26 protein-coding genes are annotated in these 25,301 nt (G+C 34.1%); 12 read left to right on the top strand and 14 right to left on the bottom strand.

Features of this window, described 5'->3' with window-relative positions; genetic code table 11:
* Positions 1-95: 95 nt before the first annotated feature.
* The 4 genes from porT to GJV76_RS02845 all read right to left on the bottom strand — a co-directional run bounded on the left by porT (position 96) and on the right by GJV76_RS02845 (position 3,822).
* Positions 96-893 carry a type IX secretion/gliding motility protein PorT/SprT gene (gene porT, locus GJV76_RS02860; RefSeq protein WP_155091137.1) on the bottom strand — a complete coding sequence of 266 codons (798 nt, stop codon included), beginning with the start codon at positions 891-893 and terminating at the stop codon, positions 96-98.
* 1 nt (position 894) lies between these two features.
* Positions 895-1,623, bottom strand: a complete 729-nt coding sequence (ubiE, locus tag GJV76_RS02855) for a bifunctional demethylmenaquinone methyltransferase/2-methoxy-6-polyprenyl-1,4-benzoquinol methylase UbiE (protein ID WP_155091136.1) — start codon at positions 1,621-1,623, stop codon at positions 895-897.
* Positions 1,624-1,741: 118 nt separating this feature from the next.
* The gene (locus tag GJV76_RS02850) at positions 1,742-2,305 is read right to left on the bottom strand and encodes a GNAT family N-acetyltransferase (protein WP_155091135.1); all 564 of its coding nucleotides are present in this window, start codon (positions 2,303-2,305) and stop codon (positions 1,742-1,744) included.
* A gap of 47 nt (positions 2,306-2,352) precedes the next feature.
* Positions 2,353-3,822 carry an alanine/glycine:cation symporter family protein gene (locus GJV76_RS02845; RefSeq protein WP_155091134.1) on the bottom strand — a complete coding sequence of 490 codons (1,470 nt, stop codon included), beginning with the start codon at positions 3,820-3,822 and terminating at the stop codon, positions 2,353-2,355.
* 277 nt (positions 3,823-4,099) lie between these two features.
* Between GJV76_RS02845 and GJV76_RS02840 the strand changes: the two genes are divergently transcribed.
* Positions 4,100-4,585, top strand: a complete 486-nt coding sequence (locus GJV76_RS02840) for a DinB family protein (protein WP_155091133.1) — start codon at positions 4,100-4,102, stop codon at positions 4,583-4,585.
* Between the two features lie 50 nt (positions 4,586-4,635).
* On the opposite strand, the gene GJV76_RS02835 is transcribed toward GJV76_RS02840, so the two are convergent.
* The 4 genes from GJV76_RS02835 to GJV76_RS02820 form a co-directional block, all read right to left on the bottom strand.
* On the bottom strand, positions 4,636-5,163 hold the full coding sequence (locus GJV76_RS02835; RefSeq protein WP_155091132.1) for an inorganic diphosphatase: 528 nt from the start codon (positions 5,161-5,163) through the stop codon (positions 4,636-4,638).
* A gap of 81 nt (positions 5,164-5,244) precedes the next feature.
* Positions 5,245-7,734 carry a DUF5686 and carboxypeptidase-like regulatory domain-containing protein gene (locus GJV76_RS02830; protein ID WP_155091131.1) on the bottom strand — a complete coding sequence of 830 codons (2,490 nt, stop codon included), beginning with the start codon at positions 7,732-7,734 and terminating at the stop codon, positions 5,245-5,247.
* Between the two features lie 74 nt (positions 7,735-7,808).
* The gene (locus GJV76_RS02825; protein ID WP_155091130.1) at positions 7,809-8,786 is read right to left on the bottom strand and encodes a pyruvate dehydrogenase complex E1 component subunit beta; all 978 of its coding nucleotides are present in this window, start codon (positions 8,784-8,786) and stop codon (positions 7,809-7,811) included.
* A gap of 265 nt (positions 8,787-9,051) precedes the next feature.
* On the bottom strand, positions 9,052-9,603 hold the full coding sequence (locus GJV76_RS02820; protein ID WP_155091129.1) for a GNAT family N-acetyltransferase: 552 nt from the start codon (positions 9,601-9,603) through the stop codon (positions 9,052-9,054).
* A gap of 193 nt (positions 9,604-9,796) precedes the next feature.
* On the opposite strand from GJV76_RS02820, the gene GJV76_RS02815 reads away from it, so the two are divergent.
* Positions 9,797-10,612, top strand: coding sequence for a helix-turn-helix domain-containing protein (locus tag GJV76_RS02815; RefSeq protein WP_155091128.1), 816 nt, complete (start codon positions 9,797-9,799; stop codon positions 10,610-10,612).
* 90 nt (positions 10,613-10,702) lie between these two features.
* Here the strand turns inward: GJV76_RS02815 and GJV76_RS02810 are convergent, their stop codons facing one another.
* From GJV76_RS02810 to GJV76_RS02800, 3 genes are read right to left on the bottom strand one after another with little or no spacing between them, the layout of a single operon-like run.
* Positions 10,703-11,515, bottom strand: coding sequence for a hypothetical protein (locus GJV76_RS02810; protein ID WP_155091127.1), 813 nt, complete (start codon positions 11,513-11,515; stop codon positions 10,703-10,705).
* A gap of 28 nt (positions 11,516-11,543) precedes the next feature.
* Positions 11,544-12,341: a hypothetical protein gene (locus GJV76_RS02805; RefSeq protein WP_155091126.1), complete on the bottom strand. Its 798-nt coding sequence runs from the start codon at positions 12,339-12,341 to the stop codon at positions 11,544-11,546.
* Positions 12,342-12,393: 52 nt separating this feature from the next.
* Positions 12,394-13,407 carry a hypothetical protein gene (locus GJV76_RS02800; RefSeq protein ID WP_155091125.1) on the bottom strand — a complete coding sequence of 338 codons (1,014 nt, stop codon included), beginning with the start codon at positions 13,405-13,407 and terminating at the stop codon, positions 12,394-12,396.
* A gap of 1,674 nt (positions 13,408-15,081) precedes the next feature.
* Between GJV76_RS02800 and GJV76_RS02795 the strand changes: the two genes are divergently transcribed.
* The 8 genes from GJV76_RS02795 (at position 15,082) to GJV76_RS02760 (ending at position 20,741) form a co-directional block, all read left to right on the top strand.
* Complete coding sequence (locus GJV76_RS02795; protein ID WP_155091124.1) at positions 15,082-15,828, top strand: electron transfer flavoprotein subunit beta/FixA family protein; 747 nt, start codon at positions 15,082-15,084, stop codon at positions 15,826-15,828.
* 36 nt (positions 15,829-15,864) lie between these two features.
* On the top strand, positions 15,865-16,833 hold the full coding sequence (locus tag GJV76_RS02790) for an electron transfer flavoprotein subunit alpha/FixB family protein (RefSeq protein ID WP_155091123.1): 969 nt from the start codon (positions 15,865-15,867) through the stop codon (positions 16,831-16,833).
* A gap of 90 nt (positions 16,834-16,923) precedes the next feature.
* Positions 16,924-17,538, top strand: coding sequence for a bifunctional nuclease family protein (locus tag GJV76_RS02785; protein ID WP_155091122.1), 615 nt, complete (start codon positions 16,924-16,926; stop codon positions 17,536-17,538).
* 30 nt (positions 17,539-17,568) lie between these two features.
* Positions 17,569-18,393 (top strand): thymidylate synthase, encoded by an 825-nt coding sequence (locus tag GJV76_RS02780; RefSeq protein WP_155091121.1) that lies wholly within the window; start codon positions 17,569-17,571, stop codon positions 18,391-18,393.
* A 19-nt stretch (positions 18,394-18,412) separates the two neighbouring features.
* Positions 18,413-18,820 (top strand): 2TM domain-containing protein, encoded by a 408-nt coding sequence (locus GJV76_RS02775; RefSeq protein WP_155091120.1) that lies wholly within the window; start codon positions 18,413-18,415, stop codon positions 18,818-18,820.
* Between the two features lie 11 nt (positions 18,821-18,831).
* Entirely contained in the window at positions 18,832-19,320 is a 489-nt protein-coding gene (locus tag GJV76_RS02770; RefSeq protein WP_155091119.1) for a dihydrofolate reductase, read from the top strand.
* Between the two features lie 3 nt (positions 19,321-19,323).
* Positions 19,324-20,121: a hypothetical protein gene (locus GJV76_RS02765; protein WP_155091118.1), complete on the top strand. Its 798-nt coding sequence runs from the start codon at positions 19,324-19,326 to the stop codon at positions 20,119-20,121.
* Entirely contained in the window at positions 20,121-20,741 is a 621-nt protein-coding gene (locus tag GJV76_RS02760) for a deoxynucleoside kinase (protein WP_155091117.1), read from the top strand. The genes GJV76_RS02765 and GJV76_RS02760 overlap by 1 nt, the downstream gene beginning before the upstream one ends.
* Before the next feature lie 74 nt (positions 20,742-20,815).
* On the opposite strand, the gene gldA is transcribed toward GJV76_RS02760, so the two are convergent.
* Genes gldA through GJV76_RS02745 form a run of 3 tightly spaced genes read right to left on the bottom strand, consistent with a single transcriptional unit; the run spans position 20,816 to position 22,981 of the window.
* Positions 20,816-21,712, bottom strand: coding sequence for a gliding motility-associated ABC transporter ATP-binding subunit GldA (gldA, locus tag GJV76_RS02755; RefSeq protein ID WP_155091116.1), 897 nt, complete (start codon positions 21,710-21,712; stop codon positions 20,816-20,818).
* Between the two features lie 33 nt (positions 21,713-21,745).
* A complete protein-coding gene (locus GJV76_RS02750; RefSeq protein ID WP_155091115.1) occupies positions 21,746-22,135 on the bottom strand; it encodes a DUF1634 domain-containing protein in 390 nt (129 codons plus the stop codon).
* A 3-nt stretch (positions 22,136-22,138) separates the two neighbouring features.
* A complete protein-coding gene (locus GJV76_RS02745; RefSeq protein WP_155091114.1) occupies positions 22,139-22,981 on the bottom strand; it encodes a sulfite exporter TauE/SafE family protein in 843 nt (280 codons plus the stop codon).
* A 170-nt stretch (positions 22,982-23,151) separates the two neighbouring features.
* Between GJV76_RS02745 and GJV76_RS02740 the strand changes: the two genes are divergently transcribed.
* Both GJV76_RS02740 and rsgA read left to right on the top strand, forming a co-directional pair.
* Positions 23,152-24,240, top strand: a complete 1,089-nt coding sequence (locus tag GJV76_RS02740) for a chorismate mutase (RefSeq protein WP_155091113.1) — start codon at positions 23,152-23,154, stop codon at positions 24,238-24,240.
* Positions 24,241-24,254: 14 nt separating this feature from the next.
* Positions 24,255-25,220, top strand: a complete 966-nt coding sequence (gene rsgA / locus GJV76_RS02735; protein WP_155091112.1) for a ribosome small subunit-dependent GTPase A — start codon at positions 24,255-24,257, stop codon at positions 25,218-25,220.
* The last annotated feature ends 81 nt before the right edge of the window (positions 25,221-25,301 follow it).

Below are 25,301 nucleotides of genomic sequence, written 5' to 3'. Positions count from 1 at the left end.
TATAAAAACAAAAAGTTATCTTTCAATGGATATAGAAATGCCCCAAAAAGTATCTCACTTTTTGGGGCATTTTTTATGCTTTAAAAATATATCTCTTAGTGGAAGGTAAAGGAGATGAATATCCCTCTTTTTTTCATTGATTTTATTCCTCCTGTCCAAGGACTATCCGCCGAATAATCTCTTATTAATTCATCTTGTAATCCAAACACTCCTTTTATCGCTGGAGTAAATTTGAAATATTGAAAATAAATATCGATTCCCGCTCCAATTTCGTAATTCGCTGTCCACTTTTTCATTCTCCAAATACCTTCGTAATTATCTTTAGTTGAGCTGGAATTACTGCTTAAATCTAAATCTAAGGAAACACCACCTATAATGTAAGGTCTAATATTTCCAGTTCTCAAAGCGGAGAACTTTAAAAGTAACGGAAAATGTATATAAGTTGAATTAACTTCTTTAAAAGAAGAATTTTTTATTTCGTTAGGCGTTGGATTTGCATTATCGTGTTGCTCTTTGTAATAATTGTATATAAGAGCTTTCGGATAGGTCAGTTCTCTTTTGGAATAAAAGAGTCCTGGTTCAAACCTTAAATCTAAGTATTCCATGATTCGCAAGTTACCAACCAAACCAACATTAAATCCCGTAGAAGAATTTACTTGTATTTCAGTATAGTCATGAGGATATTTCTCTCTGAGATCTTGCATTTGCTTATAGTAATCTTCCGTATAACTTATTTGGTAGTTCATACTATTAAACCCAAGGTAGTAACCCCAGTGTACACGTTGTTGATCCCATTCTTGTTTGTTTAAGATTGGGTTTCTACCAAATATCCATTGGGAGAATCCAGAAGTAGTTCCCAATATAAAGAAGATTATTATAAGTATTTTTCTCATATTATTTTGAAGAAGAATAAATTGTAGCAATTCCCATTGTTTGAGGATTGTGTTTTACTTCTTTAAACCCAACTTTTCTTAAAATATTGTTTAAAGCTTCTCCAAAAGGGAAATTTTTAGCTGAATCAGATAAATATTTATAAGCTTTTTGGTCTTTAGAAAATAATTTACCCATGAAAGGTAATATATTTTGAGTATAAAAGAAATACCCTTGCTTAAAAGGAAATTTAGTAGGCACAGAAGTTTCTAAAATAACGAATATCCCTCCAGGCTTTAAAACCCTAAGTATTTCCGATAATCCTTTTTCTAAATCTTCAAAATTTCGAATACCAAACCCTACTGTAATTGCATCAAATGAATTATCTGCAAAGGGCAAGTTTTCAGAATCTCCTTGAATCATTTCTATTCTATCTTGTAGATTCAATGCTTTTACCTTTTGTCTTCCAACTTCTAACATTCCTGCAGATAAATCTAATCCTGTAATTTTAGTTGCATCGGATTTTGATAATAAAATGGCTAAATCACCTGTACCAGTAGCAATATCTAAGATACTTTCTGGTTTCGTATCCGCCACCATCTTCAAAACTTTACGTCTCCATCCTTGATCTGTTCCTAAGGAAATCATTCGGTTTAGGTTATCATAGTTCCCTGAGATGTTATCAAACATCTGTTCTACTTGTTGTTTCTTTCCTAAGTTAGATTCTTTATATGGAGTTATTTCTTTTGACATTGTAATGAATTTTGAGCAAATATAATTATTTAAAGACAAATACAGGGTTTCGTTAGTAGGATTAATTTTACGGGGATAAAATAAAAAAGTCTTAGTTTAACTAAGACTTTTTATATTGTTAATCTACATACATATGATAGTATTCTCCTCCTACAAAATCCAATGCTTTGCCTTGTTTGAAGCCTAACCTTGTGTACAGTTTCATCGCCCCTGGATTCTCCAAATCGACTATTAAGCCAACTTGTTTAAATCCTTTTTCTTTAGCAAAGTCAACTGCAAACTTAAGTAAATGACTTCCTACTCCTTTGCCTTGTACTATAGGCGATACAGCTACAGTGTCTAGGTAAAATTCACTGCCTTCTGTTTCAGGTTCTGGAGTCATATCGTTGTTGTATTGTTTTTTCATTAATTCTAAAACAGGCTCTCTTAACTTATAAAAATCATCGCCATTATATCCTGTTACAGACCCGACTACATTGTCATCTTCATCTACAGCTACAAAAGTATTTTCATAACTATATAAGTTATTTGGCTTTTTGAAAAGAATAGTTAGAAAGTTGATTGCTTCTTCGATGTCTTGTTTTTGAATAAAGCTAAAAACAATATCTTCCATTGCTTGTAACATTAATTCAGGTACTACATCATAGTCTTCTCTTTTAGCTGCTCTTATTTTGTATTGCATTTCCTATTAATTTAATTCATAGGCAAATGTACTAAAGTAACGAGAATTTATTCTCTTAATTTTTGTTTCTCTTGCCATTCTCTTTCTTTGATGACCTTATCCCATACCTCACTTGCGTTTTCGATGCCAATTTCTTTAGGGTCAAAAATAGGGTCTTTACCTTCTTTTCTTTGTTTTATATAGTCGTTAAGAGCCCTTAAAGCTGGTTTGTATAGCAGTAGAATTGCAATTATATTAATCCAAGCCATAGCTCCAACACCTATATCTCCAATGTCCCATGCTTTGCTCGGTTCACTTATAGAAGCGTAGTAGACGAAAACTAAAATAATCAGACGCATTGCCCATCTTAATACCAAGTTTTTCTTTTTACTTAAGTATTCGAAATTGGACTCAGCAATGAAGATGTAGGACATAGTTGTCGTTATCGCAAAGAAAGTTAGCGCAATAGCTACAAACTTACTTGCAAATAAGGGGAATTGCGTAGCAATGGCATTTACTGTATATTCAGATCCTGGCTCGACTCCTGGGATATTCTCTATAATAAAACCACCCATACCGTCAGCTACATTGTATTGATTGGTAAATAAAATCATCAGAGCTGTAGCTGTACAGACAAAAAGGGTGTCTATGTAAACAGAGAAAGCTTGTACTAATCCCTGTTTGACAGGATGCGATGTTTCAGATGCAGCTGCAGCATGAGGCGCTGTTCCTTGACCTGCTTCATTTGAGTATATACCTCTTTTTACACCCATCGCGATTGCTGCTCCAAATACTCCTCCAAAGGTTGCTTCCATATTGAAAGCTGAACGAAATATTAAACCAAAGATATGGGGTACTTCTTGTATGTTTATTCCTATGATTACTATGGCCATTGCGATATATGCAACTGCCATAAAAGGGACAATTACTTGTGCGATACGACCTATCTTTTTTGCACCTCCAAAAACCGTTAGTGCTAAAAATATACAGATAAAAATACCGGTGATCCATTGAGGAATATCAAAAGCATGTTGGATGCTAATAGAAATACTGTTGCTTTGAATACTCGGTAGGAAAAGTGAACAACTGATTATAGTGATGATTGAAAATGTCAAGGCAAAAGCTTTACTCTTTATCCCTCTTTCGATGTAGAATGCAGGACCCCCACAGTATTGACCGTTCTTTTCGACTTTATATATTTGCGCTAAAGTCGATTCTATGAATGCTGATGCACTTCCGAGAAAGGCAATCATCCACATCCAAAAAATGGCTCCTGGACCTCCAGCTGCAATGGCTGTCGCTACACCTACTATATTTCCTACACCCACTCGTCCTGCAATTGCTATACTGAATGCTTGAAAAGGACTTACTCCTTTATCAGAGGAACCTTCTGTAAACAGCAATTTGATCATATGCCTAAAGAAGCGAACTTGTACAAATTTGGTGCGTATACTAAAGAATAAACCTGCAATGAGGCATAAGGCAATAAAAACATTTGACCAGATTAGGTCATTTAGTAGTTTGATGATTTCTTCCATTGTGTTGTTTGTGCTTTTTGTTGTGTGTGGAGAACACCTCTTTTTGTATTAAGCTAAGATGTACTCATTTTTAGATTTGTGGAATTTAAGGAAATTTTAAGTATTGAGTCCTGTTGATATTGTCTTTTTTTAAATTTAAAATGATTCTTGCTAATATTTACGATACAAATAGACTTCTATTGATGTAGTATTCTCTTTTAGGTATGTAAGAAAATCGGTTGAATATTGACAGAAATATTTAGCTTTGAACAGACAGAAATAGATAAACTAAAAGCTTATGTCACACATAGATTACATTAGGCGTTCTGAGGGAATGTCATTAGAGGAGATCTTATTAATGCGCATTACTATTGTCTTAGAGACCTTTGAGAAGGTGAGTCAGCAACACAAGTGGGATTATGCTTATGCAGAGGGGAAGTGGACTGTAAAAGAGTTAGTACAGCATTTGATAGATTGTGAACGTATTTTCAGTTATCGCGCTTTGCATATTGCTCGTCAAGATAACAGTGTTTTAAGTGGATTTGATGAGAATGAGTATGTTGATCAAGCCAAAGGAGAGAATAAAGAGCCACAGGACTTAATAGAGGAATATATTACACTGCTAAAGAGTGTTTATTATCAATTTAAAGGTTTTACAACAAATGCTTTAGCATTACAGAATAAAGTAGCAGATTACGTTATTACGGTAGAAGAGATAGGTAGGCTTAATTACGGGCATACACTGCATCATATCGACGTGCTATTAGAAAGATATTTAGAGTAGATATAAAAAAAGAGCCACTCATTGAGTGGCTCTTTTACAATAATATTTTATTAGTAGCGGATGCTAAATAAACCTTCAGCTTTATTTTCAAGGTTGTCAAAGCGATCTTTACACTCTTGAATTAATTTAACTGCTGCTGCTTTATCTCCAAATCCGTCAGTAGTAACTTTTTTATTCTCTAAGTCTTTATAAACTTTAAAGAAATGTTCAATTTCTTTTTTGAAATGTTCGTTTACATCATTAATGTCGTTTAACTTGTTCATTAATGGATCTGAAACAGGAACACATAAGATTTTTTCATCTTGACCTTTATCATCAGCCATATAGAAAACACCTATTGGTTTTACTTCAACCACCATTCCTGGTAATGAAGGTTCAGTGAACATAACTAATACGTCTAATGGATCTCCGTCTAATGCTAATGTTTCTGGAATAAAACCGTAATCAGCTGGATATCTCATGTTTGAATATAACAATCTATCAAATCTCAAGCGTTTTAAATCGAAGTCATACTCGTATTTATTTCTGCTCCCTGCTGGAATTTCAACAAAAGCATCAAAAGTTTCAAATGTACTCATATCTTTTATTTTTTTAACTCATTCAAAATTGGTTGCAAAAGTACTCTAAATCATTGTTTCTAACAAGTTTTAAGATAATTATTAGAAATAAATTGCGAATGAACCTCTTACAGCAAATTTACGTGAGTCAGGCATATCTAAATAGTTTCCTCTCCAGCTAAAGTCAAGTCTGAATATTTTGAAAATGTTACCGATAGCAAAATAATATTCATAATATATGTCTTCTGGTGCTTTGTATTGAATACTTGAAGCATTTAAGTCGATATTTCCATGAGATATTTTTCCATACATCCCTCTAACTCCAACTATTTCACGAAGGTTAAAATCTCTCAACCAAGGAATACGCGAGAATAATCTTCCCCCAAAATTGTGCTCTAAGTGTAGTGATGCATATTCATCAGTTACAAACTCATAGTAATTTAGGTTGGCAAACGTATTTTGAATATTAAACCACGATTGGTTTCCAGGTACAACATTTAAAAGCCCCAAAGGTACTTCTCCAAATGTTTTACCTACTTCCAATATAGGTGTTAATGTACCAAAACCACCTAATAGTAAAGGCTTACTTACATACAATTGAAGTTTCTCATATTTAAAATCACTATCTAAGACCCCTTTAAGCCCTTGAGTATAGCGCAAGTATAATCTTAAGTATTTATTGTCTATATCAGTTCTGTCAACTCCATAGCCTACTGTTTTTCTACCAGGGGTATATTCAATCGATGCCATTATTTCAGATTGCTTGGTTTCATCTGCTATAATGTTGTTTTCTTTATCGACATAGTAATCTAAGTTAAACTGATCTGATGCTGCTCTTAGTGTTTTGAAACTAAAGGTCGTTTCGAATTTTAAATTCTTAACAGGCTCAATTTCTAACCCTAAAGTAGATAAATTGATTTTGGTAAGTTTCGTATTATCTCCACTTGCAAATAGAGAGCTGGATGCAAAACTTCGGCCCAAGACATCTTTAGATTCGGTTAAACTAACACCTATTTGTTCGATATCTCGTCTATTTCCTCCATATAGAATCAATCGGGTATCGTTGTCAAGTAGCACACGTCCACTAACACCATATTTGAATTGATTGTCTTTGAAGCCATAAGCACCATAACCTTCTAATCGCCATTTATCGTTTGGACCATAATAGGTACGCCCTCCAGTTCTAAGTCTTAACCCTTCTATATCATTGTATCCAAAGGTTGAAAAGATGGGACCATAATCAAATTTGTACTTGTCAATATGGTAGTAGTTTCCGATAATGGTAGAAGTCAAGTCAAATAGCATTCTGAATTTTGGTACAGTTTTTAAAGTATCTAACATTTTGTAGACACCAAGCTCATCTTTACTCAAAGGTTCAAAACGATAGGATTTCCAAAACTCATCATCTCTTTTATACATCGACTCATCGAAGTAGTTTACTTTTTCTGCATAGAACTCATCAGGATGTTTTATATCAAACTTGTGGTTTTTGTAGATTGAGGTTCTCTTTCCATAAACACCTTTGGAACTCTCTTTTTTTGAAAGTGCAAAGTCGGACATAAAGTGATCTCTTGTCAATAAGAATACCGAGTCATTTACCACTTCAAACTCTTGTTCTATGTAAATATCTTTTACCCAGTTAATGTTGGCATCTTTACTGGCTTCCATTGCTATTTTCTTAATAGCAAAAGTGGAGTCATTCACCCAAAAATCCCCCTTAAAGGTTAATTCTCCTTTTCTACGAGGATAGTAAACAATATTATAACACCATTTGTCTTCTATAAAGGCACTATCAGCTAAAACATAGTTATATACATTAATCCCTGTTCTCGATAGTGGGCTAACGAAATCTTTGTCAAATATTTTGATGTAATTGTTATAGATATTGTATTCTGCGTAAAGGTCTTTTACGAAGGCAATGATGTGTTGATTTGTGTCAAATCCAGAGTTTTTATTACCCAGCGACTTTTCTCTTTTTCTGTTGTTGTCATTATCACCATAGACTTGAGCAATGTTCTCATTGATGAAAATCGGTAAATAGGTTTTTCCAGTTACCTTAGAAGTATCCATTTGCTTAAAAATAAACTCCATACCGCGGAATAACTTTTTATTTTGATAAGCACTGTCTATACTATTTAAGTCAAACTCTATTTTTTCGTATTTGTCATATTCATAACGGGCGAACATATTCAGACCATTTTTTCGTTTTCGCTCCCAAATTTTTCTGAGAATATCGATCGCTGGATTGTTCTTCTTTGATGTTTTACCTACGAATATTTTTACTTCTCCCAATAAGTTATCGAGTTCAAGTACCACATTCATATTGAGATTAGTTCGTTCTGTCAAAGGAATCTCAAGTGTTTTATATCCAACAAATGAAATGACTAACGTAGTGTATGATTTTGCAGATTCAAGGTAAAATTTACCGTATTCGTTTGCGACTACTCCTTCAGTAGAGTTTTTGAAGTAAACGCTGGCATATGGGACTTCTTGATTATTACTATCAATGATTTTTCCACTTACCTTGGTTTGTCCCCAAGTAATTAAAGGAAATAGTATAAATAGTAACAGAAACTGGATTTTATTTTTCATAACTACAATATATATAAAAAAAACACTCCATCTTAACTAATGTTAAGATGGAGTATTCAAATATACTTTATTTTTTACTTATAAAGAACTTTTTTCACTGCATTTACAACGTCGTTAGCGTTTGGTAACCACTCTTCCAACAATACTGGTGAGTATGGTGCAGGAGTGTCAGCAGTAGTAATTCTTTGTATAGGAGCATCTAAATGATCAAATGCTTGTTCTTGTACTAAATAAGTGATTTCTGAAGAAATACTTCCAAATGGCCAAGCTTCTTCTAAGATTACTAAGCGATTTGTTTTCTTTACAGAGTTTAATATAGCTTCTTGATCTAAAGGACGAACTGTACGTAAATCAATGATCTCACAAGATATACCTTCTTTTTCTAATTCATCAGCAGCTTTGTATGCTTCTTTAATGATTTTTCCAAATGAAACTATAGTAACATCTTTACCTTCTCTTTTAATCTCTGCAACTCCTAATGGAATAGTGTATTCTCCTTCTGGAACTTCTCCTTTATCTCCATACATTTGCTCAGACTCCATAAAGATTACAGGATCGTTATCGCGAATAGCAGATTTTAGTAAACCTTTTGCATCGTATGGGTTAGATGGAACTACTACTTTTAATCCAGGTACGTTTGCATACCAGTTTTCAAAAGCTTGTGAGTGTGTAGCACCTAATTGACCTGCAGAAGCAGTCGGTCCACGGAATACAATTGGAATGTTGAATTGACCTCCTGACATTTGACGCATCTTAGCCGCGTTGTTTATGATTTGGTCGATTCCTACTAAAGAGAAGTTGAATGTCATAAACTCAACAATTGGACGGTTTCCGTTCATGGCAGAACCTACAGCAATACCAGCAAAACCTAATTCTGCAATCGGAGCATCAATTACACGTTTAGGACCGAATTCGTCCAACATACCTTTAGAAGCTTTATAAGCACCATTATATTCTGCTACTTCTTCACCTATTAAATATATTGATTCGTCGCGACGCATTTCTTCGCTCATGGCTTCACATACCGCCTCTCTAAATTGAATCGTTCTCATAATTTTACTATTTTCCGTAATTAATTTACTGAAAGCAAAAGTATAAAAAAATATCTTTATCTATCGTATCTAATCTATTGTTTTGTATATTTTAAGACTTATTCATTTCTTTTAGAAGGTATTGTTTTATTATTTTCACTATCTATCTGTTTTTTATTCATTTTGACTACTTATTTCCCTGCCTTAAGTATTATTTTTCGATAATGGTTTTCAGTATGTTTTTGAATGGATAGTGTCGCTTTTAATTTGGTTCTGCGGTATTCTTTTACATTTGAGATTCCATTTGTAACCATTCCTCGTATTTTAACCTTGTCACTACTTCGATTCGATCATCTTTGAAGTATTTGTCATATCTATTGGGTGATTTATAAGCAAATGTAAACCCACATTTGGCTTGGGCGCGAAGTGATTTAATGTTTCCCTCATAGAATCCACACCACAAGTCAGTCATCTTTAAGCTTGTAAAAGCGTGTCTAATCAGTGCTTTTAACGCCTCTGGAATATATCCTTTTCCCCAATGTGGAACACCCACCCAATAAGCTACTTCTGCTTCGTGATTGGAGATGTCAAAGTTGCTATTCTCGCCAATTAGCAATCCAATACAGCCAATGGCTTCATTTGTTTCTTTTAATGCAACCGCGTAGATTTCAGGATACGCAAACTCCTTTTTGATTATTTCTCTACTTTCGTCTACACTTTTGTGTGCTGGCCAACCTGCTGGTGGGCCTACATTTTCGTCTTGAGCATATAGGTATAAGCTCTCAGCATCTGACTCTAACCACGGACGTAGTATCAGTCTTTCTGTTTCTATTTTCATTTTAATCTGTTTTGTACTTCTTAACTTTTACGTTCGAAGTTGTTATAAATTATCTGAGGCAAATGTAGGAGGAGGTGTTCATTTCTTGTATAGGTTTATTTGAGAAGAAAATGTAATTTTGAAAACTATATTGCTTATTCAGAGTGTTTTTTTATTATAATTGTGTGATAATAGAAAGTTTTTTAAAAGATTTATGCAAACTATTAAGTGTTCGTACGGTGTAGAGGTTGGCCAGCTGACAAGTGACGATTTGTCTAATTATCCCTTGGTGTTACCTTATTTGGCAGTCTTCTATGTGGAAAAGGGTGAGGTAGATTTCAATATTGATTTTAAAAATTTTTCTCTTTATGAAGGGGGTGTTGTGGTGGGGGGAGAAGATAATATTGTTTCTCTTTCCAATCCCAGTGACGATGTGGTCATAGCGTATTATTTTGTAGAAAGAGATTTTGCTTCAAATATAGCCTATGTTTTGCCTAATGAGCTGTTTGGTTACTTACACTACAATCCTGTTATGTATTTGGACAGTGAAAAGAAACGCGCTTTTGCCATTTGGAGAGATTTGTTTTTGTATTGTATTCAATTGCCTAATCTCAAAGCAGAGAAAATTATCTGCAATCAATTTCAAAGTTTATTCTTAATTATGACTGAATGGGTATGTTTTAATGAATTTGTCATTGAGAAAAATTACAGCTGTCAAGAAGAACTCTGTTGGAAATTTTGGGATTTGATTACACAATATTCTAAGGAGTATAGGGAGGTGTCTTTCTATGCTGATAAATTATCTATTACACCCTATTATCTCTCTCAAATATCAAAGGAGTTTCTCCACTATAGCCCCAAAGAGCTTATAAATCGTCAAGTTGTTTTAAATATCAAGCATTATTTAGCGAATACAGATTTGAGTGTTAGTCAAATCGCTGATGAAATGAATTTTGTAGATCCATCTTATTTAGGGAGGTTTTTTAAAAGGGAGACTAATTTGAACCCTTTAGAGTTTAGAAAGAAGTAGATTAACGAATGTGACTTTAGCTAAAAAAAAGAAGCTTCTCTTGAGAGTTATCTCTCAAGTAGAAGCTGTCTTCGTAATTTGCATTAATATTTAATAATCCCACAAATCTAAATCAATTCGACTTTGACCTTCGTACTCTAATGAGAAAGGTTCACCTTGCAGCGATTGACACTTGGTTACTACCTTGCCAGAGATCATGTTCTTTTCATTTGGATCTCCTAAGTTTAGGTTTATTTCTACATCTTGTCTTGTGTACCCGTATATTTCAAATGTTTCTAAATGGTGTACGCGCAATGAGGTCTGTAGAATATTATCTTTTTTAGGTAATTCGAAAGAGTATTTATCTCCTTGGATAAGGTGTGCTGGAGTGAAGAAAATAGAAAGAGCAGCTATTTTTTCATCGTTGTTAATGGATGAAAGTATCCACCCTGCCATTTGTTTTGTGCTGGTCTTGTCCTGATACATACCTTGCAAGGAAAGATGACTTTCTTGTATTTCGTAAGTCTTACCTTTGAATATAAAAGTTCCTTTGCCTTGTGTTTTATCATCAGGAAGGGAAAGCACTTCGACTCTTACTTCGTTACTGTTTTTATAGCCTTCTTTTTTAGCTATAAATTTATATTGTCCTGCTTCTGTCGGAGTCCACTTATTGTTTTTAAGAACGGTTCCCTCAGCTGTTAGCACCTCCGCTTCAATATCCTGACCTTCACTATTTATAGTTTTAAAGTATATTTCTTCGCCTATGTATATCGTATCGAAGTTTACTGAAAGCTTAAGCTCCTTTAACGGTGGATTGACTACTGGGGCCGCTGTTGTATCACTGTCATCACTACTGCAAGAGAATAGGACAGTTGCCAATGCGAATCCACTTAATAGAGCAATGGTTTTTTGTAAATATTTCATAATATTAGTTCTATAAAGGTGTTTACTTTTATGAATCAGTCCAATTTTGCAAGTGTAAGTGATGTAACCCTCTGTATTCTAATGAAAAATCTTCTTGATTGACATTTGTACAAGTCGTTTTGATGTATCCTGAAGCAATTTCTTCGTATTTTGTTTGCTCTAATTTTGCTTTTATAGTGACATTCGTTCGAGTGTAATATATCTCTGAGGCATCTTGGAATATAGATAGCATTGTAGAGGTTATATTAGTTTCGTTTGGCAATTGGTACATTTCTTTACCTTCAGCTGTTGTGATAATGGGGGTGAAACATATTGAAAGTACAGATAATCCACTTTCGTTGTTTACCGAATCTATAATCCATCCTGCCTCAAAAGAGTTATCGTCAGATTTGAATTTCCCTTCAAAAGAAAGTGTACTCTTGTCTATGGTATAGGTTTTACCTTTGTAGGTAAAGGTTCCTTCTCCTTTTACTTCTGGTTCTTTTTCTTCTTCCTTCTCTTTTTCTTTCACTGTAATGGAGATTCTCTCACTGGTTTGAAAACCTTTTTTACTTGCAGTGAAGTAAAATATTCCGGCTTTTACAGCTGTCCATTTGTTATTGGCAATTTGTTCCCCATCGGCAAGTGTTATGATTGCGTCATTTACGGGTTTGCCATCTGCGAAAATGCTAAAGGTAATGTCTTGATCAACAGTTATCTCATTTGAAGATGCCGTTAAATGTAACTTTGGCTCTTTCTTATCTGTGTCTTTGTTATCGTCGCTACTACATGATGTAGCTAAGAAACACAAGATACTCAAGCTTGCTATATATTTTAAAATTTTCATAGATGTTTCATTTAAGTAAGTAGTTATTTACTTATTAATCATTTTTTGTTTTTTATTCGTGTACTGTTCTTTCGTAGTTGTGTGTTCCTTTGTAATTTAATTCAAATGGTTCACCACCTAAGTCTTCTATTGCTATTTTTATATTACCAGGAACTATATTGTTTACATTGATAGCGCCAAACTGTGCTTCAACTTCGATACCCATTACGGCAAGATCTATCACAGACTGCGTAGTTTCATCTATTACTGTAAGCATTAGTCTTGATATATTTTTAGTTGTTGGCATTTCAAATGTGTAGTTTCCATCTTTGCCCTCAGCTGCAGGTGTAGCAAAGAAAGTGTAAACACTAATGTTCTTTTCAAGGTCTTTCGATTGTAATATCCATGTTGCAGTAGGGTTGCTACTCGAAGATATTCCCTGTAGTATTAACTTGCTACTGTTAATTGTATAGGTTGCACCTATATAAGTGAAGCTGCCTTCTCCTTTTGCTTCCGCATCTACTTTTTCTGTAACAATTATCTCTAAAGGAGTACTATCGATAAATCCTTCTTTGCTTGCAATAACTTGAAAAGTTCCTTCTTCAGTTGGAATCCACTTATTGCTGTTTATTTTTTCTTTGTTTAAGATTTCTAAAGTAAAATCAGATATTCCTTCTTCTTCAGCTGTTACTGTGAATAAAACTTCTTCCCCATTTTCAACAGTTGTTTTATTCGCTGTAAGTATGAGTTGTGTCTTTTCTTTTGTGACAACAATAGAAATTTCATTGCTGTTCTCAAATCCTTGTTTTTGGGCTACAAATGTAAAAGTACCAGCAGCTTCGGGCTTCCATTCCCCTGAAGTAAGCGTTTCTCCGTCTTTTTGTTTAACAAGGGCGTCAGTGATAATTTGATCGTTAAGTTTGACAGTGAATTTAACGGTTGTACCAATAGTGGTAGTTTCGTGATCAGCAGTTAAAGTCAACTTCTGTTTGTCTGCAGGAATAGTTGTTTCATTGTCATCACTTGAACAGGATAGAAACAAAAAAATCACAGCAAATAAGCTTGATAGGGTAAATAAATTTTTCATAATGTTTAATGTTGGTTGGTTTATATTATTTTTTTAAGCTTATGGTTTTCTATACTTGTACTTAGTGAATAATAAGGAAGTAGTATTCAATAAGACCAATGTGTTATTTATTGCGATGAAATGAATATGGCGTTTAGAAAGCTTTCTTTTTTAGTTGATAATTTGATATATAATGAACTAATATAATTATTAAAAATTGAATAAATAACTATAATTTATTGTTTATTTTTATAAAATATACTTTTTAAATATAAAATTATTCTTTTTTACACTTTGCAAATAATAAATGTGTAATTAAGTGTTTAGTCGCTTACTTTAAGCTTTGTTTGGATAGTATTGCCTTGAAAATATTTTGTTTTTATATGTATTTGCAAGCATTAGTTTGATTTACCTATGTTTGTCACTTCACTTCGATTAACACAAGTTCGATTTTAGAAAAGGCGGATGCTTATAGCCTTTTAGATATTAGTTTATATCTGTTTGTCTACTCAAAAAAAAAGGTTCTATTTTATCTATTAGCGAAATCAGCAAAATAGATGATTCAGTTGACGAATCTTAAAAAGCAGATTAGCATATTGTAAAAGAGGGGTAAGCTTGCACTTTCTTGGAGATTAGTAGCACTTTTCTCGGAGTTTTCTTGGCCAGAGAGGGGTTTTCTCGAAGAAAGGTGCAAGAAACCCCCAAGCAATGTCCTTGCATATCGGTACAAAGCTGTTGGTAAATTGTCAATAAATATGGGTAATATAATAAACGGCTGGGTTAAATCGAATTCACGTTGGATGGTGTACTTTATCAAAAGGAATTAGAAGCAATAGGCATCGTTGTATGCTTTGTTTTGCGAGTTTTGTTTTTGAATTTATCAGAAAGTGATGTTTTCTTTTCATCCTTTTCCAAAGGAGGCGATTTTATTTTACATAGTTCAAGTGACAATTGTGTTTGGTAGTGAGTTTGCTGCTGTGAGGTCACCCTTTTTTTGCATAATAGAATTAGGTTTTGTAATCGATTATTTTGATAGATCGATTTATTTCGCTGCAATCTATTTTCAACAGAAATTTTGTCAGTGTGACTCTTTGTTATTATGCTAATCATTGAGAGTATTGGAGTGCTTTTCATTTTTATTTTCCTAAATGCAAATAACTTGTACGCTTTGTAAAATCGGTATTTCAAGTAATCTGCTGGGAGGTTTGTTCGGATATTGTTCGGATATGCTTGGGAAAACAAGGCCTTTGCCGAAGATTATCCGAACAATATCCGAAGCAAGTATATCCAAATAGACAAAGAAAGTGAATAGGTGTCAAGGAATATTTTGTCAATAGTGGTGATTGTATAAGGTTGTCGTATGATGAACTCGTACTTCAAATGTATAATTTTTGAGAGATGTGGAGTATAGATCCTTTGAGAGCTACTGTTTCAGTGATAAATGACACAATTTTACTATTTAAGATGTTAAAAAAAATATCTTATTATTAATAGTAACCGTATTGTAATTGCGAAGTAAATAAGAAAATGGATTAAAATAATCTATATTGTTTGGATTAAATCTAAAGAAGAGGTGTTTTGTCTAAATACTAAAAGTATTCGGTCTACAAAATATTATGCGTGCATAGTAAAATAATCAAAATAAATTATTATTTTCGTCAATACGAGAATTGTGAAACTAAAAAACTATATAAGATGAAAATATTAGTTTGCATCAGCCATGTGCCTGATACTACTTCTAAAATTAACTTTTCGAATGGTGATACTGAGTTTGATACAAATGGAGTTCAGTTTGTTATCAACCCAAACGATGAATATGCTTTAACACGTGCTATTTGGTTTAAAGAGAAACAAGGTGCAACAGTTACTGTTGTTAACGTTGGAGGCGCTGATACAGAGCCAACTTTAAGAAAAGCTTTAGCTATTGGAGCAGACGAAGCAATTCGTGTGAATGCTAATCCAACAGATGGGATGTTTGTTGCAAAACAGCTTGCTGAGGTAGTAAAAAATGGAGGATACGATTTGGTATTGGCAGGGAAAGAATCATTAGATTACAATGGAGGAATGGTTCCTGGAATGTTAGCTACATTTTTGGGATACGACTTCATCAATTCATGTGAAGGATTAGAAATAGAGGGAACTTCAGTAAAAGGTATTCGCCAGATTGACGGAGGTAAAGAAACTATTTCGGGGAAATTGCCAATTGTGATTGGTGGACAAAAAGGATTAGTAGAGGAAAAGGATTTGCGTATTCCAAATATGCGTGGAATTATGTCTGCACGTACAAAAGCGCTTACAGTGTTAGATCCAGTAGGGGCAGAGGCTGCAAGTAAAGCGGTGAAATTTGAAAAACCTGCTGCTAAATCAGCTTGTAAAATGATTTCTCCTGATAACTTAGATGAGCTAATCAATTTACTTCACAACGAAGCTAAAGTAATCTAATCTATTAATTTATTGTAAACCTTAAAAAAGAAGAGTATGTCAGTTTTAATATATGCTGAATCAGCAGAAGGAAAATTTAAGAAAGTAGCATTAGAATTAGCTTCTTATGCTAAGAAAGTAGCAGATTCTTTAGGAACAACTGTTACAGCAGTAACTGTAAATGCATCAGATGTAAGTGAGCTTGGCAAGTATGGTGTAGATAAAGTATTAAAAGTATCAAACGACAAGTTAAATACGTTTAATGCAAAGGCTTATGCAGATGTAATAAAGCAAGCTGCACAGAAAGAAGGAGCAAAAGTAGTTGTTTTATCTTCATCAACAGATAGCTTATATACAGCACCGATTGTAGCTGTAGGTTTAGAAGCAGGATTTGCGTCTAATGTTGTAGCTTTACCAGAGAGCACTTCTCCTTTTGTAGTAAAGAGAACTGCTTTTTCTAATAAAGCATTTAACCTAACAGAATTAACTACAGAGGTGAAAGTAATCGCAGTAGCTAAAAATTCATTCGGTTTAGTTGAAGCGACTGGAGCTGCAGCAGCAGAGGACTTCGCTGTAACATTAAACGAAGGTGACTTTGGTTTAAAAGTTGAGAATGTTGAAAAAGTTTCAGGACAAGTAACTATCGCAGATGCTGATATCGTTGTATCTGGAGGTCGTGGATTAAAAGGTCCAGAGAATTGGAAAATGTTAGAAGACTTAGCTGAGGTATTAGGAGCGGCGTTAGCATGTTCTAAACCTGTTTCTGATTTAGGATGGAGATCTCATGAGGAACACGTTGGGCAAACAGGTAAACCTGTAGCTTCAAACTTGTATATTGCAGTAGGTATTTCTGGAGCAATTCAACACATTGCAGGTGTTAATTCATCTAAAGTGAAGGTTGCTATTAATACTGATGCAGAAGCGCCATTCTTTAAAGTTGCAGATTATGGTATTGTTGGTGATGCTTTCCAAGTTGTACCGCAATTAGTTGAAAAATTAAAAGAATTCAAAGCTCAAAATTCGTAAGAAGTACAAAGCTTTCACAAAATATAAAAGCAACTAAGCAAAGAATTTATATCTTTGTTTTAGTTGCTTTTTTGTTTATAAACGAAAATTATGAGTTTGATAAAATTAATGGTGAAAGGAATATCATACAGCCATTCACAAAATGGTGCGTATGCCCTAATATTAGATGAAGTTGAAGGTCAAAGAAAGTTGCCAATTGTCATTGGTGCTTTTGAGGCTCAATCTATTGCGATTGCAATTGAGGAGGAGATAAAACCCCCACGTCCTTTAACTCACGATTTGTTTAAGACTTTTGCTGAGCGTTTCGAGATTCAATTGAAACAAGTAATTATTCATAAATTAGTAGATGGTGTTTTCTTTTCAACTATTATTTGTGAAAGACTTGGTGTTGAAGAAATGATGGATGCGCGTACTTCTGATGCGATTGCATTGGCTATTCGATTCGGTGCACCTATATTTACCTATAAAGATATAATGGAGCAAGCTGGTATAATACTCAGTGGAGAAGATGCTCAAGAAAATTCGCAAGAGGATGATGTAGATGATATCGTAGCTCAAGTTGAACAGATTATAGAGGAGGATACAAAGGTAGATGACTACAGTGGATTCAATGAGAAACAATTGAATATTTTACTGAATGAGGCTATTGAAAATGAGGATTATGAAAGAGCAGCTAAGTTGAGAGACGAATTAAATAAAAGATAAGAAACGATAAGATTTTAGGACCACACAACAATGAAACAATATTTAGATTTAGTAAAAGAAGTATTAGAAAAAGGGGTACAAAAAGGTGACCGCACGGGTACAGGAACCAAAAGTATTTTTGGTTATCAAATGCGTTTTGATTTATCTGAAGGCTTTCCTTTAGTAACAACCAAAAAAGTACATTTAAAATCGATAATACACGAGTTATTATGGTTTTTAAAAGGAGATACTAATATCAAATATTTGAAAGATAATGGCGTTCGCATTTGGGATGAATGGGCAGATGAGAATGGCGATTTAGGTCCAGTATATGGTTATCAATGGAGAAATTGGAATGGGGAAGGGATAGATCAAATTAAGGAAGTAATAGAAACTTTAAAGGGGAATCCTACAAGTAGAAGGATTATGGTTACAGCTTGGAACCCAAGTGTAATGCCAGATACTTCTGTTTCCTTTGCTGAAAATGTTGCCAATGGCAAAGCAGCTTTACCTCCTTGTCACTCTTTCTTTCAGTTCTACGTATCTGATGGTAAATTGTCATGTCAACTTTATCAACGTAGTGCCGATGTGTTTTTGGGTGTGCCATTTAACATCGCTTCTTATGCTCTTCTAACGATGATGGTAGCTCAGGTTTGCGATTTAGAATATGGAGACTTTGTACATACTTTTGGTGATGTACATATCTATAATAACCATATTGATCAGGTGAATTTGCAATTGTCAAGAGAGCCTAAAAAATTGCCTAAAATGTTAATCAATAGCGAAGTAAAGGATATCTTCGAGTTCAAGTTTGAAGACTTTAGTTTGGTTGACTATGATCCGCATCCAGCTATTAAAGGACAAGTATCAGTGTAATAGTAAAAAAGAGAATACTATGGATAAAGAAAATAACTATGAAATGTACGATTACGCACGTCATCGTATAAAACAGAAAAAGTATTTATTCTTTCATTTTGTACTGTTTGTATTAGGGAGCATTGCAATGTTTGTTATAAATGCTTTTGTTCAAGATACTACAGTCGCTCCAGTTTGGTGGCCTTATGCAATTGGATTATGGGCATTTGTGTTGTTTCTTCATTTTGTCAATGTGACAATTGTCAACCGATTTATGGGCAAGAAATGGCAAGATAAACAAATAGCTCGTTTAATTGAACAGCAAAAAAAGAAGATTAGTGAACTCAGAACAAAAGTAGAAAAGGACTTTCCGTTAGTGGATGTGAAGCGCGATCTGAATCAACAAGAAACAGTTTCAATCAACACAGATACTGAGTCTATAAACTAATATACTGAGAGATGACTATTACATTAATAGCGGCAGCTGCTGAGAATAACGCTTTGGGTAAAGACAATAAGTTATTGTGGCATTTGCCAGATGATTTTAAGCATTTTAAAGCAAAAACTTCTCATCATACAATCATTATGGGAAGAAAGACGTTTGAGACATTTCCAAAGCCCCTTCCTAATCGAAAACACATTGTTATAACAAGGCAATTAGATTACGTTGTACCAGAAGGATGTGTGGTTGTTCACGCTTTGAGTGAGGCATTTGATTTAGTCAAAGATGAACAGGAAGTATTTGTGATAGGCGGTGGAGAAATATATAAACAGGCTTTGCCTTTTGCTCATAAGATTGAATTGACACGTGTTCACCACACTTTTGATGCAGATGCCTTTTTTCCTGAGTTTAATCAAGATTTATGGGTATTAGAAAAAGAAGAATATCACGAGAAGGATGAGAAGCACTTTTACGCTTTTACCATTCTTACTTATACAAAAAAATAAGAAATGCGTTTTGTAACTACTGTACTATTTTTATTGTTTTCTGTTTATAGTTTTGGACAAGATACGCTCCGACCAAAACTTAATCTATCTGAAGGCATAATAAAGAACTCTTCATTTCTGATTAGAGATGTTTTTGACTATAACTATACGCTATTAGAGAATACGCTATATAAAGCAAATAAATATCAATCAAGCCATTATAAAACAAGTAAGTTTGGAGATATTTCTAATGTGGACTTAACAATCCCGAATTCTCCTATCTTGTTTTTTAAAGAGGAACAAAGTATCATTGTTTTGAATCGACTATTAGCCCAGCTTGATATCATAGATTTCAATGTAAAATTTCCAAGCATGGATATAGCTTATATTGCGCATAGTGCTGGGAGAAAATTGTGGATGGTTGATTTGGCAAATGATGGATTTGTTCGCTTGTACAATATGAACTCTTATGAGCGTCATACGATTTACAATTTAGAAGAAACAAATTTTGTCAGTTATTATTCAACGTTGACAAACTTATATTGGTTGAATACATCCAATGAGATTAAGGGAATAGACGTAAAAGGACAAGTTACCTTGAACTATAAAAGCGAAGACCCTATTGATAAATGGCAGATGGTTGACAATAATAAAATTATTTATTCTTCTAATAATAAATTGTACTTCGTTGATATAGTGAAAAGTAAAAAGTATTTCATTGATTTGAAGGAAAAAAGCATTTTAGGCTTCTTTTATAACACTCAAAAATTGAGTATTTTTACAGACGAAAAATTAAACAATTACCTTTTAAAATTACCGTAATGCATATAGCTATTGCTGGAAATATTGGTGCGGGAAAAACTACATTGACTAACTTATTGGCTAAACACTATGGGTGGGAGCCACATTATGAGGACGTTGTAGATAACCCATACTTAGATGATTTCTACCATCAAATGGATCGTTGGTCTTTTAACCTACAAGTTTACTTTTTAAACAGTCGTTTTCGCCAAGTTTTACAAATTAGACAAAGTGGTAAGGCCATCATTCAGGATCGTACTATATATGAAGATGCGTATATATTTGCTCCAAACTTACACGCTATGGGGTTAATGTCAAATAGAGACTTTAACAACTATTCTTCGTTATTTGAATTAATGCAAGAACTTGTTGCAGCACCTGACTTATTAATTTATTTAAAAAGCTCTGTACCTAACTTAGTGGGACAAATACACAAGAGAGGGAGAGAGTATGAGAACTCAATCTCTATCGAGTACTTGAATAAATTGAATGATCGTTACGAAACTTGGATTAAAGGGTACGACAGAGGTAAACTCTTGATTGTAGATGTTGATAACTTGAACTTTGTGGATAATCCTGAAGATTTGGGAGATATTATCAATAGAATTGATGCAGAGATAAACGGATTATTTAAGAAATAAGAAAAAAAGCTAATTCAATTGAATTAGCTTCTCCGATATTGTAGAAAGTCAAGAATCATCATTCTTGACTTTTTTTATTGTGTAATTTCTCTAAAGAGATTTTCTAAGTTTTTGCTTTTTACTTGTAAAGACAACAGTTTTAAGCCTTGCTCTTGTGCAAAGTCAAATACAGTAGCTCTAAAATCTCCCTCTATTGGAAATACAAGTTCCCATTTGGTATCGTGGATGTGATTTGAACGAATTAAATTAGGGATTCGATTAATGAACTCTATCTCAATTTTATAGTCAAATTCTACTGCAATGATTTGTTCGTTTTGATTCTCTAACATTGATGAGAGCATTTGGTCTGCTACTATTTTACCTTGTTTAATGATAATAACGCGTTCACATATAGCTTCGACTTCTTGCATAATATGAGTTGACAAAAACACCGTTTTATTCTTTCCAATATTCTTAATTAAGTCTCTAATTTCAACTAATTGATTTGGGTCTAACCCAGTTGTTGGCTCGTCTAATATCAAAACAGCAGGATCGTGTAATAGAGCTGTCGCAAGTCCAACACGTTGTCTGTATCCCTTCGATAGTTGACCTATCTTCTTGTGTGCTTCAACAGTCAAACCAGTTAGAGTAATCACTTCTTCAATGCGTTGTTTTTCTACTTTGTATATTTCCGCATTGAACTTTAGATATTCGCGTACGTACATATCGAGATATAGGGGATTGTGCTCAGGTAAGTAGCCGATAGAACGCTGCACGTTTCGAGTTTGCGTCTCTACGTTGTAGTCGTTGACAAAGGCTTGACCTTGGTCACTGTGTACATAAGTAGTTAAGATTTTCATTAACGTTGATTTTCCCGCTCCATTCGGACCCAAAAAACCTACTATTTGACCTGTTGGTACTGAAAAATTAATATTGTCTAAGGCTTTTTGATCGCCGTAACTTTTACTTATATTTTGAACGATTAAAGACATTTTATAGCTGTTTATAAAGAATTGACTATTGATTTAATGCGAAAAACCTAAGGTTACACTCAGTACTATGATTCCAATCACTATCAGAGAAATAAATACATATAACCAGTCTTTTTCAAAAAAGAAAGACACTAATGAAAGTAACAAACGCAAAGCAGGTGTTATAAAAAGTAACAGTATCCCAAGAAAGATGATTGATTCACCATCTCCATGTCCCACTCCTGCAAATATGCGATTAATTACATTGAATATATTGTCGTCTTTTTCTATAAACGTACTAAAGTCTACTGTATTACCTGACTTGGTAAACATTACGATAATTCCCCCAATCACTGCTACTGTCAAGGCAAGTAATACACCATATCTCAAGACATTACCAATGATGCTTTGTAAGTCTGAGTCGTTGAATTTTGCTGTACTCATAGTTTATATATTACCCATTATACCATTATACATCATATTTATAGCTAATGCCAAAATTAAGAAAGCAAAGAATACTTTTAGTTTCTTAGGATTAGCTTTTACCAAAACTTTTGCTCCAACCATAGCGCCGATCAATACACCTATAATCACTGGCATACATATACTCGGTTCGATATAGCCTTTTTGGATATAGATAACAGAACTTGCAATAGCTGTCACTCCCATCATGAAGTTACTTGTAGTTGTTGAAACTTTAAAGGGTACTTTCATGATTGTATCCATTGCAATTACTTTAAAAGCTCCTGAACCAATTCCTAAAAGTCCGGACATCATACCTGCAATTCCCATCATACTGAATCCACCGACAATATTGGTCATTCCGTATTTTACTTTTTCTCCTGATGGAGTTGGATAACTGCTGTTTAATTTTAAGTTGCGGGCAAGAGCAGATGAATCTTCGGGTAATACTAAGTGATCCTCTTTTTTTCTAAGTGAATTAATAGATGAAAAAGTCAGTGTAAGTCCAAATACGATTGCTAAGATTGAGGTAGGAGCATTTGTCGAAATAATAGCGCCAATTACGGCTCCTGCTGTAGTGGCTATTTCTAAAAACATTCCCAATCGCATATTCGTTATACCTTCTTTTACATAAGCAGAGGCGGATCCGGATGAGGTTGCAATAACTGCTACTAAGGCTGTACCAATGGCATAATGCATATCCACCCCTAAGAAAACAGAAAGAAGAGGAATAATGATAATTCCTCCACCCAAACCTGAAAGTGACCCTATAAAACCTGCTGCAAAAGCTCCTAAGAACATAATTAGTGTAAAGGTTAATAATGTCATTTACTTTGATTTTTGATTGAGTAAGGCGTAAAAATACTTATTTATAAACAATTAATCTTTTAAAAATATAAATATTCTAATTCTTTAGCTTAAATTGTATCCCTTTTTGAGTATAAAATCGTAATTTTCCACTCAATTAAAAGTCGTTATTAATGTAAATATTTAAACCAATGGAAAAACTTGATGTAAACAAGGATTGGATGTCTTTATTCCAAGGACAAAATCCTGCAATAATTGCAGGACCATGTAGTGCAGAAACCCCAGAACAAGTAATGAGAATCGCTAAATCTTTGCCAAAAGAAGTAAAGGTCTATCGCGCTGGTATCTGGAAACCTCGTACTCGTCCAGGTGGGTTTGAAGGTGTTGGAGCCATTGGATTAAAATGGTTGCAACAAGTGAAAGCTGAAACGGGAATGTTACTTGCAACAGAAGTAGCAACTGCCGAACACGTTCAATTGTGTTTGGAACACGACATCGATATTTTGTGGATTGGTGCGCGTACAGCTGTTAACCCTTTTGCTGTACAAGAAATTGCCGATGCACTTGAAGGTACTGATAAAATAGTACTAATTAAAAACCCTGTTAATCCAGACTTATCTTTATGGATGGGTGGAGTAGAAAGATTAGCAAAAGCAGGTATTAAAAAACTGGGTGTTATCCACAGAGGTTTTAGTACTTACGAAAAAACAAAGTATAGAAATATTCCAGAATGGCAAATACCATTAGATTTAAAGTTACATTTGCCAAATATTCCAATTTTCTGTGATCCATCACATATTACAGGAAATAGAACGAAGATATTAGGAGTATCTCAACAAGCATTGGATTTGAATTACGATGGGTTAATGATTGAAACTCACTGTGATCCTGATAACGCTTGGAGTGATGCTGCTCAACAAGTTACTCCAGAACAATTAAGCGATATTATCGCTAATTTGAAGGTGAGAAATGCAACAGATGACACAGAGGATTTCTTACAAAGAATACAAGGAATGCGTATCCAAATCGATGATATGGATAGTAAATTATTGGATTTGTTGAGAAAGAGAATGGTGATATCTGATTCTATCGGTACATTGAAGAAAGAGAAAAACGTAGCCGTGTTCCAACAAGATAGATGGACGAAAATATTGGAGAAAATGCAAGAGGAAGGAAAACACATTGGGTTTACCGAGGAGTTCATTACTAATATTTATACAGCTATTCACCAAGAGAGTATCTATAGACAAGATAAGATTATTAATAAAGAAGAAAAGTAAGATAAGAGTATTATATGAAGGGAATCGTTTACAAATCAACAGGTAGTTGGTATTCGGTTAAGAGTGAGGATGGCGAATTCTATGATTGCCGTATAAAGGGAAAATTCCGTATAAAGGGGATCAAGAGTACTAATCCTATTGCAGTTGGAGACCATGTACAATTTGAGTTGGAAACGACAAATGATGTGACTACAGGAGTAATTGATATAATTGAGACAAGAAAGAATTACATTGTCCGTAAATCAGTCAATCTATCAAAGCAAGTTCATATTATTGCATCGAATATCGATGTAGTGTTTTTACTTGTAACTATTGATAATCCTGTCACAACAACGAGCTTTATTGATCGCTTTTTAGTTACCGCTGAAGCTTATGGTATTAAGACAGTATTGGTGTTTAACAAAGTAGATACTTTCTCGGAAGAAGCCTTAGATGAACAACTTTATCTTCAGTACATTTACAGTCAAATTGGATATGAGTGCTTACGTGTTTCTGCCATGACGGGTAAAGGTATAGAGGAAGTGAAAGAGAGAATGAAAGGAAATGTTTCGATGTTTTCTGGACATTCCGGGGTAGGAAAATCTACTTTAATCAATGCGATTGAGCCTGGCTTGAATCTAAAGACAGCTGAGATTTCACAGCAGCATCAACAAGGGCAACATACAACAACCTTTGCTGAAATGTTTGATCTTTCTTTTGATGCCCAAATTATCGATACACCTGGAATCAGGGGGTTTGGTATTGTGGATATGGAGCCACAAGAAGTAGGGGATTACTTTCCTGAGTTCTTCGCCTTGAAAGATCAGTGCAAGTTTAATAATTGCCTGCATAGAGAAGAACCTCAATGTGCTGTCAAAGATGCTTTAGACGATGATTTGTTAGCTTGGTCAAGATACAAGAGCTATATACAGATCTTAGATGGAGAGGACGAAAATTATCGAACAGATGTTTATAAAGAAGGAAGAAACCAAGACGAATAGTCTTGGTTTTTATTATTATTGCTGGATTGATCTATCTTAAACATCTTTGTTTTTCTCAAAGAATACCTTACCTTTCTTCTC

Origin of the sequence: Myroides albus (assembly GCF_009711045.1) — a bacterium.
Taxonomy (GTDB): domain Bacteria; phylum Bacteroidota; class Bacteroidia; order Flavobacteriales; family Flavobacteriaceae; genus Flavobacterium; species Flavobacterium album_A.
This window is presented reverse-complemented; position numbering and strand designations above follow the sequence as displayed.